This window comes from Pedobacter gandavensis, from assembly GCF_014172405.1.
Lineage (GTDB): Bacteria > Bacteroidota > Bacteroidia > Sphingobacteriales > Sphingobacteriaceae > Pedobacter > Pedobacter gandavensis.
On sequence record NZ_WNXC01000010.1, the window covers coordinates 177,920 to 195,197 of the forward strand.

A 17,278-nucleotide genomic window follows, 5' to 3' on the forward strand; every position below is an offset into this window, starting at 1 on the left:
AGTATTTATGATTTAATATAATCTTCGTCGCTTACGTTCATATCGTCCTTTACAAAGTCTTTAGCCTTTGCCAATAGCTTATCAAAGAGCCCACCACCAGAATTTTTGTTTTTGTCTTTACCCTCTTTAGGTTTTTCAACATACACACCTGGTTGTTTCATTTCTTCAATTAACTCCTCTGCTTTTTGAATTCCTTTGATCAGCAAACCAACACTGGTTGCATACATCGGGCTTTTCAAATCGTCATAAATCGTCTTCGGCATGTCTTCATATTTCGACAAATGCTCGTTTGGATAACCAACGCGGCAATCTAAACCAGTCACATATTCTACCAATTGAGAAAGGTGTTTCAGCAAGGCACCACCACCAGTGATGACCACACCACCAATCAGTTTTTTCTCATATCCTGACGATTTAATTTCATAATAAACATGCTCAATGATTTCTTCCATACGGGCCTGGATCACATAAGCTAAGTTTTTTACAGAAATCTCTTTTGGCTCTCTTCCACGAAGTCCGGGAACACAAATGATTTCATTTTCTTTGTTTTCTTCAGCCAGGGCAGAACCGAAACGGGTCTTCAACAATTCAGCCTGATTTCTCATTACAGAACATCCCTCACGAATATCTTCCGTTACGCTGTTACCACCAAACGGGATTACAGCAGTATGGCGGATGATGCCTTCATGAAAAATAGCAATATCGGTTGTACCACCACCAATATCCACTAAAGCAATACCAGCTTCCTTCTCTTCATCGCTCAACACCGACTCTGAAGAAGCAAGCGGTTCTAAAATTAATTCCTGAGTTTGTAACCCGGCATTGGTTACACACCTCATGATATTTTTAACCGCAGTTACCTGTCCGGAGATGATGTGGAAGTTCGCCTCTAAGCGTACTCCTGCCATCCCAATCGGGTCTTTTACACCGGGCTCATTATCGATCGTAAATTCCTGAGGCAAGACATGAATGATTTCTTCTCCTGGGGGCATCACCAGTTTGAACATATCGTCAATTAATTTGTCTATATCCTTTTTACCAATTTCATTGTTCAGCTCTCTTCTGGTCAAAATCCCACGGTGTTGCAAACTCTTGATATGCTGACCAGCAATACCAACGTTCACCACGCGGATTTCTACATTCGATTGACCGCTGGCAACTTCCACTGCCTGTGCGATACCCTGAACTGTTTTTTGGATGTTCGAAACCACACCACGGGTTACCCCTGATGATTCCGCTTTTCCAATGCCCAATACCTCTATTTTTTTATGCTGAGTGCGCCGACCAACGATCACGCAAATTTTTGTAGTACCAATATCCAATCCTACTACGATTGGAGACTGCACGATAGATTTTTCTTTGCCCATAACTATATCGATTTGCTGAGTTATATTCTTGTTGTTTTCTGGTATCTGTATTCTTATTTCTTTTCTGCTGCCGTTGCCGGCTTCTTCGCAGGTACTTTTGCTGTTTTAGTTCCGGCTTTTACCGTAGTCGCTTTTTTTACCGGGGGAGCTGTACCCGTCTTTTTCACTGGATCGGTTGCTGACTTCTTCAACGAAGCTGTCTTTTTCGCTGGACTAACCACTGGTTTAGCTTTAGGCTTTGGCTTAGGCTCCGTCTTTTTAACCGTAGGCTTTACCGTTTCCACCTTCTTCGCCGCCGGCTTAATGACCGGCTTTTCTGCTGGAGGCTTGGATGACGCTACAGCCAAACTTCCATCCGGCACATCAGGATCTTCCGCATCGTTTTTCATTTCCTTTGCAATCTGCTGCAAAACTAAGGCGCTAATCGCCCCCTTAGCCGCTTTCGCAGTATCACTAATCGTTGGCCGCTTTACGCCATTTACCACCTGCGAATCTGGTTTGTTCTTTTCACAAACTACCTGATTCGTGTATTTGATATTGATAGTCTTATAAGTATCCCATCCCACTTTCGGCATGGCCTGCTTATAAAACGCCAGAAGATTTCTCATTTTCACCTGCAAAGAATCAGCAGAACCCAGCAAGATGCGCTGGTTACCTACTCTTGGGATCAACTCAATATCCATTTTATCATCTACAAACAACTGCTCTATTTGTGAATCCCACAAAGTATCCCTTTTAATAAACTTAGCCGTCTCATACAAATCTGCGGCCAGTTTGGTGATTAAAGTATCCACCCGACCACTAAAACGCTCCATGATGTTTCCATTTGCCACCAATACATTGGCGGTAAAGTTCGGAGACACCGGCATTTTCAGTCCATCACGATCAATGTAATAATCCTGTCCGCCAGCATTGATCACCCTTAAAATAGGCTGACGCTGCGTAATTTGAATGTGAATCACCCCATCCATGTCTGCAAACACAATCGCACGGGCAATGTATGGATTAGAAATTATCTTCTTCTCAATCGCATGAAGATTAATATTCTCTAGCTTTTGACCGATTAAAGAGCCCTGGCTCTGCTTTAAAACCGCATCTATCTCCTCGCGCTCGATAAAATTATCTGCACCAGGAATTAATATTTTGACATTCGTAATGGTCACCGTATTCTTTTTCATGCTGATGAAACTCATGAGCACAACCACCCCACACAGGCATAAAACCCATGCAAAGCATCTGAATACAAATTTCCAATTGATGTCTTTAAACATTAGTGAAATTAGTTTTTAATGGTTGTATTAACGTGTCAATATCCCCTGCGCCAACCGTAATCAGCAGCTCAGGGTTTTTAATTTTAATCCGCTCCAACACAAGGTCTTTCGCGCAAATCTCTTTACTATCCAATGTGATTTTATCCAGTAAAAATGCAGCATCAACACCTTCAATAGGCAACTCTCTCGCCGGGTAAATTTCCAGCAAAATCAAGTCATCTACCGTACTCAAAACCTCTGCAAATCCAGCGGCAAAATCGCGTGTGCGACTGAACAAATGAGGCTGAAAAATCACCGTCATTTTCTTGTTCGGATACAACTGTCTTACTGCATGAAAACATGCTTTTAATTCTTCAGGATGATGTGCATAATCGTCAATATAAATGTGTTCATTGGTATTGACCAGGTATTCAAATCTTCTCTTTACACCTTTAAAACTGGCAATAGCGCCCTTTATTTTATCCGCATCAATGCCTAGCTTTAAGGCCACTGCCATTGCCGCAACTGCATTTTCTACGTTGTGTGTACCCGGTAACATCAACTGCACATCATCAATTCGGAAATCACCATCTACATAGTCAAATACAAATCTGGAATTGATGACCCGAATGTTTTCTCCTTTGATCGAGGAAGCCATTCCAGCGCTGTAGCTAATCCCATCTGCTAAAGGCAAGCCTGCCTTCACAAACAAGGTGCCTTCCGGCTTCAGCTGTCCGGCAAACAAACGGAAAGATTCTTCCAGCTTACTCGCATCACCATAAATGTCTAAATGATCCGCATCCATAGAAGTGATCACCGATAAATCCGGATGTAAGGTCAGGAAAGAGCGATCATATTCATCAGCTTCTACTACAACCACGTTATTGGCACCCAAGATGAAGTTACTGTGGTAATTGCTGGCAATTCCACCTAAGAAGGCAGTACAGCCATAGCCAGTAGCTGTCAGCACATGGGCAATGATCGAAGAGGTTGTGGTCTTACCATGCGTACCCGCAACGGCAATACAAAACTGTCCTTCACTGATGATCCCCAAGACTTCGGAACGTTTTTTCATCACAAAGGCTTGCTCCTGGAAATAATGCAGCAAAGCACTGTGTTTAGGAATTGCAGGCGTGTACACCACTAAAGTATATTCATCGCTCGTCAGGAATTCTACAGGCAAGGTAAATACCTCATCCACATAAGAGATCAAAATTCCCTCTTCTTCCAAAGACTGCGTCAATGTAGTTCTGGTTTTATCGTAGCCACAAACCTCGCAACCTCTGCTTTTGAAGTAACGAGCCAGGGCACTCATCCCAATGCCACCAATACCTACAAAATAAATCCGTTTAATCTTATCTAACTTCATTTAGACCTCCTTTTCCTGCCAAAATCAATACCTCTTCTGCAATGATGTTATCCGCATCAGGCAAAGCCATTTTTCCTATATTTTCAGAAAGCGCTTTACAGCGATTCTTATCATTTAATAAACTCAATGCTTCCGACACCAGGGTATCTTCTGCGGAACGATCAGCAATTAAAAGTGCAGCATGGTGTTTCACCAAGGCCATTGCATTTTTAGTCTGATGGTCTTCCGCTACATTTGGAGAAGGTACCAGGATTACTGGTTTTTTAATCAAACACAGTTCTGCAATCGTCCCTGCTCCTGCTCTGGAAATGATCACATCTGCAGCTGCATAGGCCATATCCATCTTATTCAAGAATTCCAGAATACAAACATTAGGATGGTAATCCAAACCTAAGCGCTCTACAATCCCTTTGTAATAATATTTACCCGTCTGCCAGATCACCTGAACATCCTGAGCAATTAAATCTTGTAAATGCTTTTCAATGCTTTTATTTAAAGTACCAGCACCCAAACTGCCACCGGTCACCAGGATGGTTTTCTTTAAGGGATCCAACTTCAATAACTCTGCACCAGCATGGTGTTTCTGTGCGATATCTACCACATCTTTCCTTACCGGATTTCCTGTTTTCAGGATATTTTCCACAGGAAAGAACTGATCCATGTCATCAAAAGCCACACACACTTTCGCCGCATTTTTCCCCAACCATTTATTGGTTACCCCGGCATAAGAGTTTTGCTCCTGAATCAGGTAAGGGACTTTTTTTAATGATGCAGCAAATAAAATTGGTCCGGAAGCATAACCTCCTACACCAACCACTACATCAGGTTTAAAATCAGCAATTAACTTCAAGGCTTTACGCATGCTTCCAAGCATTTTAAATGGCAAACTTAAATTTTTTACGATCGAGCCTCTTTGTATACCGCTGATGTTTAAACCTATGATCTTATATCCGGCAGCTGGAACTTTTTCCATTTCCATTCTGCCTGTTGCGCCGACAAATAAAATCTCACAGCCTGGCTCCATGCGTTTTAAAGCATTCGCTATCGATATGGCCGGAAAAATATGTCCGCCAGTACCGCCACCTGAAATAATTACTCTCGTTGCTCTATTCATCTTCTTTAATCAATTGCAGGAATTTCACCTACAACTACTTTTTTATTGATATTCTCTTCCACATCTCTGCTCACACTCAGGATAATTCCGAAGGCGATACTGGTAAAAATCATGGAAGTACCTCCCATACTTACCAATGGCAAAGGAACCCCGGTAACCGGACCTAAGCCTACAGCTACAGCCATATTTGCGAAAGCCTGAATCGTCAGACTAAAGCTTAATCCCGCAGCCAGTAAAGCCCCGAAGGCCTTAGGACTCTGCGTGACAATCCGGACACATCGGTAAAGTAGCACCAGGTACAACACAATTACCGTCATCGCCCCTAATAAACCATATTCCTCCACGATAATCGCGAAGATAAAATCGGAGTATGGGTGTGGTAAAAAGTTTCTTTGCGTACTATTTCCCGGACCTTTTCCAAAAACACCGCCTGTTGCCAATGCGATTTTCGATTGATCTGCCTGATACGTTTTATCAGAATTCTGCATCTCCGGATGTAAAAACGAATTTACCCTGGATTTATAGGTTCCTGCTCTGGGGCCTAAAAACACGATAAACAATAGCAATACTGCACCACCGGCACAAACTATTGAAATCTGTTTGATGGAAATTCTACCAATAATCAACAATAAGATACTCACCCCAAACAACATAATTGCCGTCGATAAATTCGCCCAGGCAATCAGTACAAAAACCACACAAACCGATCCCATGATTGGGAGAAAAGCTTCTTTTACATCTTTAATATTCTCTTGCTTCTTGGTCAGCATCCTTGCCAAAAAGGTAATTAAGGCTAGTTTCGCCAAATCGGAAGTTTGGAAAGTCAATCCAATCACAGGAATCTTCACCCAACGGGAAGCATCATTGATATTCGCTCCAAAAACCGCCGTGTAAAACAGCAGTGGAATCGTGATGATCATCAAAACCTTAGAGATCCCCGCATAATACTTATAGTCCAGCAAATGTGCAATATAGATCATCCCTATACCCATGATCACAAAGATCAGGTGTTTCGTTAACAATACTTTTTCAACGGTTTTATTCACTTTATAGGCATATGTTCCCGTTGCACTATATACGGTGAGTATAGAGATCAGCGATAAAAGGATAATGATCAGCCATATCCAGCGATCTCCTTTTGTCTTGTCTAAAATCTGATTAATTGCGATCATAACTTACAGTTCTTTCACAGCCATTTTAAACTGATTTCCACGGTCTTCGTAATTTTTGAATAGATCAAAACTTGCGCAAGCCGGTGATAACAGCACCGTATTTCCTTTATTCGCCAAGTGGTAAGCCACCTGAACGGCTTCATTTGCAGAGAACGTGTTGACGATCACTTCTACATCATCTTCAAAAGCCTCATGGATTCTCTTATTGTCTTTTCCTAAGCATACAATTGCCCTTACTTTCTCACGAACCAGGTCTTTCAACATGCTGTAGTCATTTCCTTTGTCTACCCCACCCATAATCAGGATTACCCCAGGGTTAACGCTTTCCAACGCATACCAGGTAGAGTTAACATTAGTCGCTTTGGAATCGTTGATATACTCCACACCCGAGATTTTACCCACATGTTCCAGGCGATGTTCTACATTTTTGAAATCACTCATGCTCTCACGAATCACGGAATTTTTGATATCCAATATTTTCGCAACTATGCCCGCAGCCATAGAATTATAAACATTATGCTTGCCTTGTAAAGCTAATTCTGTGATCGACATGGTTAATTCCTCTTTTAAGTTAATGTTGATGTGTAGGTTATTGCCCTCCAGATAAGCGCCATTTTCAATTTCCTTACGGATAGAGAAAGCCACTATTTTGGAGTTGATTTTGACAGACTTCATTGCTTTCAAAGTCTCGTCGTCATCAGCACAATAAATGAAAACATCATCACTCTGCTGATTTTGGGTAATCCGCAATTTTGAGGCTGCATAATTACTCAGTTTATAATCGTACCGGTCTAAATGATCCGGCGTAATGTTCAATAAAATCGAGATATCCGCCCTGAATGCATACATATCGTCCAACATAAAGCTGGAAATTTCCAATACGTAATAATCAAAATCAGCCGTTGCTACCAAGGCAGCAAAGCTATTCCCAATATTTCCTGCCAAAGCCACGTTCAATCCCGCATTTTTCAAAATGTGGTACGTCAACAAGGAAGTCGTTGTTTTACCATTTGACCCGGTAATACAAATCGTTTTTGCCTTGGTATATCTTTTCGCAAACTCAATCTCTGAGATCACCGAAATACCTTTTTCTTTCAATGCTTTGATCATTGGCGCAGTTTCCGGAATCCCAGGGCTCTTTACCACCTCTGTCGCATTCAAAATCAATTCAGCGGTATGCTGTTTTTCTTCGAAGGCGATATTCAGTTCTTCCAAACGTTCTTTATACTGAGTAGCAATAGCACCCAGATCAGATACAAAGACTTCAAATCCCTGTTTCTGCGCTAACATTGCTGCACCTACACCGCTTTCTCCGGCTCCCAATACGACTATCCTTTGCTTTTCCATTATCGAAGTTTTAAAGTAATAATCGTAATGATGGCCAATAAAATTCCAATAATCCAGAATCGGGTTACGATTTTAGCTTCATGGTATCCTTTTTTCTGATAGTGGTGGTGTAAAGGAGACATCAAAAATACCCTTTTTCCTTCTCCAAACCGCTTTTTTGTATACTTAAAATAGCTCACCTGAATGATAACTGATAAGTTTTCAATCAGAAATACACCACATAAAACCGGAATCAACAATTCTTTACGGATCATGATGGCAAAAGCGGCAATGATACCACCGATAGCTAAACTTCCAGTATCTCCCATAAACACCTGTGCAGGGTACGAATTATACCATAAGAAGCCAACACAAGCCCCAACAAAGGCACCTGCAAAAATCATCAGCTCACCGGAATTCGGAATATACATGATGTTCAGATAGTCGGCAATCACGGTATTACCCGATACATAAGCCAACAAGCCCAGGGTGATCCCGATAATCGCGGAAGTTCCCGTGGCGAGCCCATCAATCCCGTCTGTAATATTTGCCCCATTGGATACCGCAGTCACAATAATCACCACGAAAAACAAGAACACAAACACCGAATATTTCTCATAGCCATCACCTAAAAACTTCAAGACTTTGGCGTAATCAAACTCATTATTTTTATAGAAAGGAACGTTAGTCAAGGTTGATTTCACATCCTGCGTATAGTAAAAACTCTCACCCTTTTGTCTCAACACCATCGGTGCTGTAGCATTAGTAATCCCGGATTCATCAACTGTTTGTCTCACTACAATATTAGGATTGAAATACATCGTCCAGCCGATAATCAAAGCCAGGCCCACTTGCCCAACGATTTTAAACCTACCTGCTAAACCTTCTTTGTTTTTTCTGAAAACCTTAATATAATCATCTACAAAGCCGATAACCCCCATCCAAACTGTGGTAATGATCATCAGTAACACGTAAATATTAGACAGGTTGGCCAATAAAAGCGTTGGCACTAAAATTCCCAAAAGAATCATGATACCACCCATTGTTGGGGTACCCGCTTTTTGCATTTGTCCTTCCAGTCCCAGGTTTCTAACAGTTTCTCCTACTTGCATTTTCTGCAAATAGTTGATGATACTACGTCCAAAAACAGTGGTAATAATTAAAGAAATAATGATCGCTAATGAAGTACGGAAAGTGATGTATTGAAACAACCTCAGTCCCGGAAAATCATAATTTGCGTTTAAGTACTCGAATAAATAATATAACATTAGCTGATCAAGTTTAACTGTTCCATTAATATTTCCTTATCATCGAAATGATACCTTACGCCATTGATTTCCTGATACTTTTCATGCCCTTTACCAGCAAGCAGGATAATGTCTCCTGGTTTTGCTAAATGGCAAGCCGTTTTAATCGCTTCTCTTCTATCTACTATGCTCAACGTCTTCCTTTTATTTGTGGGCGATACACCCTTTTCCATTTCCTCTACTATCGTTTGTGGGTTTTCTGATCTTGGATTATCCGAAGTCAGGATCACCTTATCGCTCCAGTCACAGGCTACCTGTGCCATGATCGGGCGTTTTGTTTTATCCCTGTCGCCACCACAACCAATGATGGTAATCACCTGCTCTGTGCCTTTTCTAATGTCATGAATGGTGCTCAATACATTCTGCACCGCATCAGGCGTATGTGCATAATCTACAATCCCAATAATCTGGTTGCTTGAAGTGAGGTAATCAAACCTACCTTCTGCACCGGTAAGGTTGCTCAGTGCCGTTAAAACTTCCAGTTTATCTTCACCTAGCAATACTGCAGTACCATAAACGGCCAACAGATTATAGGCGTTGAAAGAACCAACCAGTTTAAAGAAAACATCTGCCTGATCGATTTCCAGGTGTAAACCATTGAAACTATTCTCTACCACTTTCGCTTTAAAATCAGCCAGCTGTTTTAAAGCATAAGTCATTTTACTTGCTTTGGTATTCTGCAACATCACCATTCCATTTCTGTCGTCCAGATTGGTCAATGCGAAGGAACCTGCTGGCAGACCATCGAAGAAAGCTTTTTTCGCTTTGATGTAATTGTCAAAGGTTTTATGGAAATCCAAATGATCGTGACTGATGTTCGAAAACACGCCACCTACAAAAGTCAAACCTTCAATACGGTGTTGTACAACCGCATGAGAGCTCACTTCCATAAAACAATATTCGCAACCAGCATCTACCATTTTCTGCAACAATTCATTCAATGCCAATGGATTTGGCGTCGTATGCGTCGCCGGAATCACCAGGTCATCGATATGGTTCTGTACGGTTGAGATCAACCCTACATGATAACCCAGCGTACGGAAAAGCTTAAACAAGATCGTTGCGATCGTCGTTTTACCATTTGTACCTGTGATACCTACCAATTTCAATTTCGAAGAAGGGTTGCCATAATAATTAGCTGCCATTTCTCCCAAGGCTACCGAACTATTGTCTACTTGTATATAAACTACTCCAGGAACGGTTTGCGCGGGAATCTGCTCACACACAATCACCGATGCACCTGCCTGTATCGTATTTTCAATATATTTATGTCCATCTGAAAGTGTTCCTTTTATGGCAAAGAACACCGCATCTTTAACCACCTGACGGGAATCAAAAACAAGCACACTAATCTCCCTGTTGGTAGAACCAACCAGGTTTGTTATTGCGATTCCATATAAAACGTCTTGTAATTGCATATTATCTTAATTCTAAATCTACACCCAATCCTTTACCTATTTTACTACCGGAAGGAATCGACTGACTAAACACCTTTCCACTTCCAATGATCCTTGTTTTTAAACCTGCATTTCCTAAAAGATACAAGGCATCTTTCAGTCCCATTCCATTTACATTAGGCATTACCCCTTTAACGGAATTATATTCTTCATAAACGACACCGTTATTGGTATCAATGCTATTAAAGTAATCCGACTTTGCCGCGTATAAAGATTTGATGCCAAAAGCACTGTATACTTTCTTCACCGCTTTACTCTGTCCAGACTTCGCTTCCGGATTTTTGGTGTTGCCTACCAAATGATCCTGTACATTATTATACATATCGATATCACTTGCGTAAATGCGATCTGCAATTTCTTTAAATACCGGTCCTGCTACTGTTGCGCCATAATAACCATTTTTAGGGCCGTTAATTGACACTATAATTGAGTATTTCGGTTTATCAGCAGGGAAGTATCCGCAAAATGAAGCCTGATAACTTCTTTTCGCTCTATATCCTTTATTACCATCTGCAACCTGTGCTGTTCCTGTTTTCCCAGCAACACGATAGAAAGGAGAACTCATCAGCTTACCGCTACCTCTAAGTACCACTGCTTCCAGCATCGCTTGCAATTTTTTTACGGTTTTATCCGAGCAAATTTGCTCAGAAATCACCCTGGCACGATACTGTTCAATTGGATTTCCCAATCTTCTGATCTCTTTTACAAAGAGTGGAGAGATGTATTTTCCATTATTTGCCACCGCATTATAAAATGACAGTATTTGTAATGGCGTAATCTGCATTTCATAACCATAAGCCATCTGAGGCAAAGTCAGGTTCTTATTCCAACTTCTGTTCGAAGGGTTTTTGATTACTGGTTTAGTTTCCCCGGGAATCTGTAAACCCAACCTCTCGTTCATATGGATATCATACAAATGATCCGTAAACTGCGAAGGATTGTCCTTGTAATGCGTATTCACCAATTTAGCAACCGCTGTGTTTGCCGATTGCTCAAAAGCTTTCATCACCGTTACCACACCAATACCACCATGTGAATCTTTAATTGTATGTCCTGGAACGCGGTAAAAACCATCTCCGGTATCTACTAAAGTATTCGTATCTACTTTTTTGTCTTCCAGTAAAGCCATGTAAGAAGCCAGTTTAAAGGTCGAGCCTGGATCCTGACTGCCGCCAATGGCATAATTAAATTTCTCTTCATATACGCCTTCTGAAACACGGGTATAATTGGCTACCGCTCTCACTTCGCCAGTATTTACCTCCATCAGAATCACCGTACCATGGTCAGCATCACTCAGTTTCAGCTGTCTTTCCAAAGCAGTCTGTGCCAGATCCTGCATATTGATGTCGATCGTAGAGATAATATCTGCGCCTTCTTTAGGTGCTACTTCTGCTTCATCGTTTACCGGCATCCATACCCCACCAGCGATGCGTTGTACCAATCTCTTTCCGCTTTCCCCGTTGATGTAATTACCAAAAGCACCTTCTAAACCTACACCATTGGCCACGTTTTCATTCTTATAACCAATCGTTCTGGAAGCCAAAAACTTGAAAGGTTTGATTCTTTTGTTTTGCTGAACTGCGATTAAGCCGCCAGAATACTTACCGATATTGTATAAAGGAAAGGTTCTGATCGTTTTCAACTCCTGATAGCCTACTTTACGTTTGATCAACAGGTAACGCACACTATCTTGTCTGGCAGAGCGCAGGTAACGGGAGTATTCTTTAGGGCTTTTATCCTTAAAGAACTCCGATAATTTCATCGCTAAAGAGTCTACTTTTCCATAGAATACTTTATTATCATCAATCCCACCGGCATACAAATCCATTCTCAATTCATACTCAGGAATCGAGGTGGCCAACAGACTTCCGTCTGATGAATAAATATTTCCACGAGCAGCTTCGACATTGATATACTTAGTAGAGAGGCTATCGGCCATGGCGCGCCATTTGTGCCCCTCTACAAATTGTACATCGCATAGTCTGACCAATACTGCTACGGCAAGCAGTACAATCAGTCCGAATGACAGATAAACACGTAGTAATATGTTTGCTCTAATGTTCATTAGCGTTTATAACAATTTTTTTTGGGGGTTCAATTAATTCTTTAATCCCCAGCGTATCTACTTTTTTAGCAACCTCAGTCAGCTTACTTTTGAACATTAAATCTGCTTTTAACGACTTAAATTCCCAGCTTAACTCTTTTACTTCTTTATTTAACTTATCAATATTTCTGATGTTCTTCACTGCCATGTGGCTGTTTGCGATGTAAAGCATACACAAAACTGACAAAAACAGTAAAAACGGTAACATATCTGTTGCCGCTTCCTTAGTCACTACCCCTTCGGTAAATAACTTTTTAAAGAACGCTTTACCACTCTCAGGCTCCCTATTCCTCTTTCTAGGTTTCTTAAGCTGAATTTCTTCAGCACCTAGATCTTCCTCCTCTATTTCCGGCCTGAACTGGTTACTCATAACTTTTCTCCAATCCTAAGCTTTGCGCTTCTTGCCCGGCTGTTGCGTTCTACTTCTTCTTCGTTCGCAATCACCGCTTTTCTGGTGATGATTTTAAATGGTTTTTGTTCATTACCATAAAAATCTTTCTCCACTTCTCCTCTGAATTTCCCTTTTGCCAGGAAACTTTTCACCGGTCTGTCCTCCAAAGAATGGTAAGACATCACCACCAACCGGCCACCTGGTTTTATAACCTCAGCCGTTTGCATTAAAAAGTTTTCCAACACTTCGATTTCTTTGTTCACCTCAATACGTAAAGCCTGAAAAACCTGAGCCATATACTTGTTTTCCTTCCCTTTAGGGATGTGTGCACCAGCAGCTCTTTTAAAATCCGCAAGGGTTTTAATCGGTTGTTCTACACGGCCTGTAACCACTGCACGGGCCAGCGACTTTGCGTTTTTCACTTCACCATAAATCCCGAAAATCTTATGTAATTTATCTTCTGCATAGGTATTCAACACATCGGCAGCTGTTAAAGCCCCTTGTTTGTCCATACGCATATCCAGGTCAGATTCAAATCTGGTAGAAAAACCACGTTCCGGAACATCAAACTGATGTGAGGAAACACCTAGATCACCCAAAATACCGTCCACCGCTTTGTAACCTAACAAACGCAGGTTATTTTTGATGAAGGCAAAGTTCTGATCTACAAAAATGAAACGTGGGTCATCAATTTTGTTCCTTTGTGCATCTGGGTCCTGATCAAAGGCGATCAATACTCCGTCTTTTCCTAAATGCTTCAGGATTTCTCTCGAATGTCCGCCACCACCAAAGGTAACGTCCACATATACGCCATCGGGTTTGATATTCAAACCTTCGATACATTCTTTCAACATGACAGGAATGTGGTAATTATTCTCCATCGCTCCTCCTATTTTTATTACCCATTACTTCTTCTGCAAGTTTTGAAAAGTCAGCTGGTTCACTATCAAACAAAGCATCATAAGCCTTTTTCGACCATACCTCAATCTTATCAAACTGACAAGCTAAAACCAACTCTGTGTTGATTTCAATGCCGACAGCCTCCAATAAAGATTTAGGTAAATTAACCCTTCCTGTAGCATCTAACGTTAATTCCGTAGCGCCACGCGTGAAGTATCGAATAAATTCTCTGTTTTTTTGTTCGTATGGATTCAACTTACTCAACTCTTCCACTATTCCTTCCCATACTTTTTTCGGGTAGATCACCAGGTGTTTTTCAAAACCTCTGTTGATCACAAGTCCCTCAACCTCAACATTAGGCAATTGTTTTTTCAGAGACGAAGGAACCATCAAGCGGCCTTTCGCATCCAATTTACAATCAAACTCTCCTAACAGTTGAACCATTTCTTTATGTGGTCTTTATAATGTAGTGTAAAAATAGATATTTCTACCACTTTTCACCACATTCTACCACAAAAAATTATCAACATAATTCATACCACTTTTTTTGTGCCTTTTGACTATCGAAAACACAGTAAATGAGGTGGTAAAAAAAACAGGCGCTTCGCAAAATCGCAAAGCGCCTGTCCTATTTTTCAGGCAATTTTATTAGCTATTGATGGCTTTTACACCAGGCAATTCTTTACCCTCCATATACTCCAATAATGCACCACCACCGGTAGAAACATAGCTCACTTTATCCTCTAAATTGAATTTCGCGATGGCCGCAGCTGAATCACCACCACCAATCAATGAAAACGCACCATTGTCCTGAGTAGCAGCTACAACCGCATCAGCAATTGCACGTGTACCTTGTTCAAAGTTTGCCATTTCGAAAACACCCATCGGGCCATTCCAAAGCAAAGTTTTCGAACCTTTAATCACTTCAGAAAATAAAGCGATGGTTTTAGGACCGATATCTAAGCCCATCCAATCTGCAGGAATACAACCGGTATCTACGTTTTTCTTCTCTGCTTCATTAGAGAATTTATCCGCAATCACAGTATCCAAAGGAAGGTATAAATTCACACCTTTTGCTTTCGCTTTATCCAACAATTCCAGGCAAAGCGCCATTCTGTCTTCCTCTAAAAGAGAAGTACCAATTTCGCCACCTTGAGCCTTTGCAAAAGTATAAGCCATACCGCCACCGATGATCAGGTTATCCACTTTATCCAGCAGGCTTTCGATTAATAAAATCTTATCCGACACTTTAGCGCCACCCATAATTGCAGTGAAAGGTTTCACAGCACCATGGTTTACTTTCTCCGCATTTTTAAGCTCTTCAGCCATCAAATAACCGAAGTATTTATCCTTAGGGAAAAACTCAGCAATGATCGCTGTAGAAGCATGCGCACGGTGTGCAGTACCAAAAGCATCATTCACATATACATCTCCTAGTTTCGATAATTTCTCTGCGAAATCACGGTCACCTTTTTCTTCTTCTTTGTAAAAACGAAGGTTTTCCAATAGCAATACTTGTCCTGGAACCAGGTTTTTAGCTTTGTCTACGGCCTCTTCTCCAATACAATCGTTTGCAAACTTCACTTCCAGATCTAACATTCTAGAAAGATCACCTAAAATGTGTCTCAAAGAAAATTTGTCATCAGGTCCGTTTTTCGGGCGACCTAAATGAGACATTAAGATCACTGAACCACCATCGTTCAAAATTTTATTAATGGTAGGCAATGCTGCGCGCATTCTTTTATCGTCAGTAATGTTAAATTCAGCATCCAAAGGCACATTAAAATCTACTCTGACTAAAGCTTTCTTATCGTTGAAATTACACTGGTCTATTGTTCTCATTATTGTTATTGTTTAGAATTATTGGTTTTGAATGGTATTCCTTTACAGTTTTCTGAGCATGTCAAAATGAGGCCCTACACCTGGTATTTCAAACTCTTCAGAAATCAATACGAAGCCTAGCTTCTCATAAAAAGCAGCAGCAGAACTACGTGCGTTGCACCAAATATAAGCAGCATTCCCTGATGTCAGTTCATCAATTGCAAATTTTATCAGCTTTGCACCAAATCCCTTCCCTGCAAAGGCCGGATCAGAAGCCATACCACGCAATCGAAAACCTCCTGATCCTTGTTCAGGGCGATCTTCCGGGAAAAACGTAGCCACAGTAACGAGCTGATCTCCTTCAAAACAACCCAGGTGAAAAACACCTTCTTGTTGGTCCTGAGGAAAGATACATTGCTCGTAGGCCATTCCATTTCTCAACACTAAACTTCTTAGAGGCAGGGTCTCTGCCGCAGTAATTCTCTTAATCATGTATAGCTGCAATTTTTAACACCAGATCTACCAAACGGGTAGAATAACCAGACTCATTATCATACCAACCCACTACTTTCACCATGTCGCCAACAATAGAAGTTAACTGTGCATCAAAGATGCAGGAATGTGGATTGTCTAAGATATCAACGGAAACGATAGGGTCTTCCGTATATTCTACCAGCCCTTTTAATTCATTTTCCGAAGCCTTTTTGAAAGCGGCATTGATTTGTTCAATCGTGGTTGCTGATTTTAGCAAACAAGTGAAATCTGTTAAGGACCCGTTTAATACCGGAACCCGGATTCCAGCTCCGCCTAATTTTCCATCCAGATGAGGAAAAATATTGGTGATGGCTTTTGCTGCACCGGTACTCGTCGGAATAATAGATGCGGAAGCGGCTCTTGCCCTTCTTAAATCTTTATGTGGACCATCATGCAGGTTCTGATCACCGGTCATCGAGTGGATGGTGGTGATGTAACCCTCTAAAACACCCCAATTATCGTCCAGGATTTTCACCATTGGCGCGACATTGTTCGTGGTACAGGACGCATTTGAAAGGATTTCTGATTTTAAGTCGATCTGCCCTTCATTGACACCCAATACCACCATAGGAATATCTTTATCTGCAGCAGGCGCTGAAATCAAGACCTGTTTCGCCCCTGCTTTTAAATGTTGGCTCGCCCCTGCTCTGCTGGTAAACTTACCCGTAGATTCCAGTACCAGATCAATTCCCAATTCCGCCCATGGCAATTCTGCCGGGTTAGACTTCGCATAAACCTGAATTTTCTTACCATTAACAATTAAAGCATCAGACTCAAAGCTAACTGTCCCCTTAAATCCACGGTGAACGGTATCGTATTTGAATAAATGCGCCAGTGTTGCAGGATCTCCGAGGTCATTGATGGCCACAACATCGATGTTTTTTTCAATTGCGCTTCGTAAAAAGATACGGCCAATTCTCCCAAAACCATTAATTGCTATTTTCATTAGAATATATTTCTTGTCTATTTTTCTTTGGTTATTTTGTGCACAGCATCCCAGTCTATCCCCTTTATTTTATCGGTTTTTTCCTGCTTTCTGCTTCAAACTTCCAGCTCAGCGAAAAACACGCTGACCATTGAAATTATGAGGCAAAAGTACCTATATTCTACATAGAAGCGTGATAATTTTGAGCTAGAATCTTAAAAATTATGTCATGTTTGATTTC

15 protein-coding genes are annotated in these 17,278 nt (G+C 41.1%); all 15 read right to left on the reverse strand.

The features are described from left to right. Nucleotides 1–5 precede the first annotated feature (5 nt). The gene (ftsA, locus tag GM920_RS22005) at nt 6–1,367 is read right to left on the reverse strand and encodes a cell division protein FtsA (RefSeq protein WP_182961542.1); all 1,362 of its coding nucleotides are present in this window, start codon (nt 1,365–1,367) and stop codon (nt 6–8) included. 53 nt (nt 1,368–1,420) lie between these two features. Beyond that, nucleotides 1,421–2,638 (reverse strand): cell division protein FtsQ/DivIB, encoded by a 1,218-nt coding sequence (locus tag GM920_RS22010; protein WP_235964609.1) that lies wholly within the window; start codon nt 2,636–2,638, stop codon nt 1,421–1,423. Further along, entirely contained in the window at nt 2,631–3,986 is a 1,356-nt protein-coding gene (gene murC, locus GM920_RS22015; protein WP_182961543.1) for a UDP-N-acetylmuramate--L-alanine ligase, read from the reverse strand. The genes GM920_RS22010 and murC overlap by 8 nt, the downstream gene beginning before the upstream one ends. Next, nucleotides 3,973–5,100, reverse strand: a complete 1,128-nt coding sequence (gene murG / locus GM920_RS22020) for an undecaprenyldiphospho-muramoylpentapeptide beta-N-acetylglucosaminyltransferase (RefSeq protein ID WP_182961544.1) — start codon at nt 5,098–5,100, stop codon at nt 3,973–3,975. The genes murC and murG overlap by 14 nt, the downstream gene beginning before the upstream one ends. 5 nt (nt 5,101–5,105) lie before the next feature. Continuing rightward, entirely contained in the window at nt 5,106–6,272 is a 1,167-nt protein-coding gene (locus tag GM920_RS22025; protein WP_182961545.1) for an FtsW/RodA/SpoVE family cell cycle protein, read from the reverse strand. Nucleotides 6,273–6,275: 3 nt separating this feature from the next. Continuing rightward, nucleotides 6,276–7,619: a UDP-N-acetylmuramoyl-L-alanine--D-glutamate ligase gene (gene murD / locus GM920_RS22030; RefSeq protein ID WP_182961546.1), complete on the reverse strand. Its 1,344-nt coding sequence runs from the start codon at nt 7,617–7,619 to the stop codon at nt 6,276–6,278. After that, nucleotides 7,619–8,866, reverse strand: a complete 1,248-nt coding sequence (gene mraY, locus GM920_RS22035; protein WP_182961547.1) for a phospho-N-acetylmuramoyl-pentapeptide-transferase — start codon at nt 8,864–8,866, stop codon at nt 7,619–7,621. Before mraY ends, murD begins: the two co-directional genes overlap by 1 nt. Continuing rightward, complete coding sequence (locus GM920_RS22040; protein ID WP_182961548.1) at nt 8,866–10,323, reverse strand: UDP-N-acetylmuramoyl-L-alanyl-D-glutamate--2,6-diaminopimelate ligase; 1,458 nt, start codon at nt 10,321–10,323, stop codon at nt 8,866–8,868. Before GM920_RS22040 ends, mraY begins: the two co-directional genes overlap by 1 nt. Nucleotide 10,324: 1 nt before the next feature. After that, nucleotides 10,325–12,427, reverse strand: a complete 2,103-nt coding sequence (locus GM920_RS22045; protein WP_182961550.1) for a penicillin-binding protein — start codon at nt 12,425–12,427, stop codon at nt 10,325–10,327. Continuing rightward, nucleotides 12,417–12,836: an FtsL-like putative cell division protein gene (locus GM920_RS22050; RefSeq protein ID WP_182961551.1), complete on the reverse strand. Its 420-nt coding sequence runs from the start codon at nt 12,834–12,836 to the stop codon at nt 12,417–12,419. Before GM920_RS22050 ends, GM920_RS22045 begins: the two co-directional genes overlap by 11 nt. Then, on the reverse strand, nt 12,833–13,738 hold the full coding sequence (gene rsmH / locus GM920_RS22055) for a 16S rRNA (cytosine(1402)-N(4))-methyltransferase RsmH (RefSeq protein ID WP_182961552.1): 906 nt from the start codon (nt 13,736–13,738) through the stop codon (nt 12,833–12,835). Before rsmH ends, GM920_RS22050 begins: the two co-directional genes overlap by 4 nt. Next, nucleotides 13,728–14,201, reverse strand: coding sequence for a division/cell wall cluster transcriptional repressor MraZ (gene mraZ, locus GM920_RS22060; protein ID WP_182961553.1), 474 nt, complete (start codon nt 14,199–14,201; stop codon nt 13,728–13,730). Before mraZ ends, rsmH begins: the two co-directional genes overlap by 11 nt. A gap of 204 nt (nt 14,202–14,405) precedes the next feature. Next, a complete protein-coding gene (locus tag GM920_RS22065) occupies nt 14,406–15,599 on the reverse strand; it encodes a phosphoglycerate kinase (RefSeq protein ID WP_182961555.1) in 1,194 nt (397 codons plus the stop codon). A 42-nt stretch (nt 15,600–15,641) separates the two neighbouring features. Further along, entirely contained in the window at nt 15,642–16,070 is a 429-nt protein-coding gene (locus GM920_RS22070) for a GNAT family N-acetyltransferase (protein ID WP_182961556.1), read from the reverse strand. Continuing rightward, nucleotides 16,063–17,058 carry a type I glyceraldehyde-3-phosphate dehydrogenase gene (gene gap / locus GM920_RS22075; protein ID WP_182961558.1) on the reverse strand — a complete coding sequence of 332 codons (996 nt, stop codon included), beginning with the start codon at nt 17,056–17,058 and terminating at the stop codon, nt 16,063–16,065. Before gap ends, GM920_RS22070 begins: the two co-directional genes overlap by 8 nt. Nucleotides 17,059–17,278: the final 220 nt, after the last annotated feature.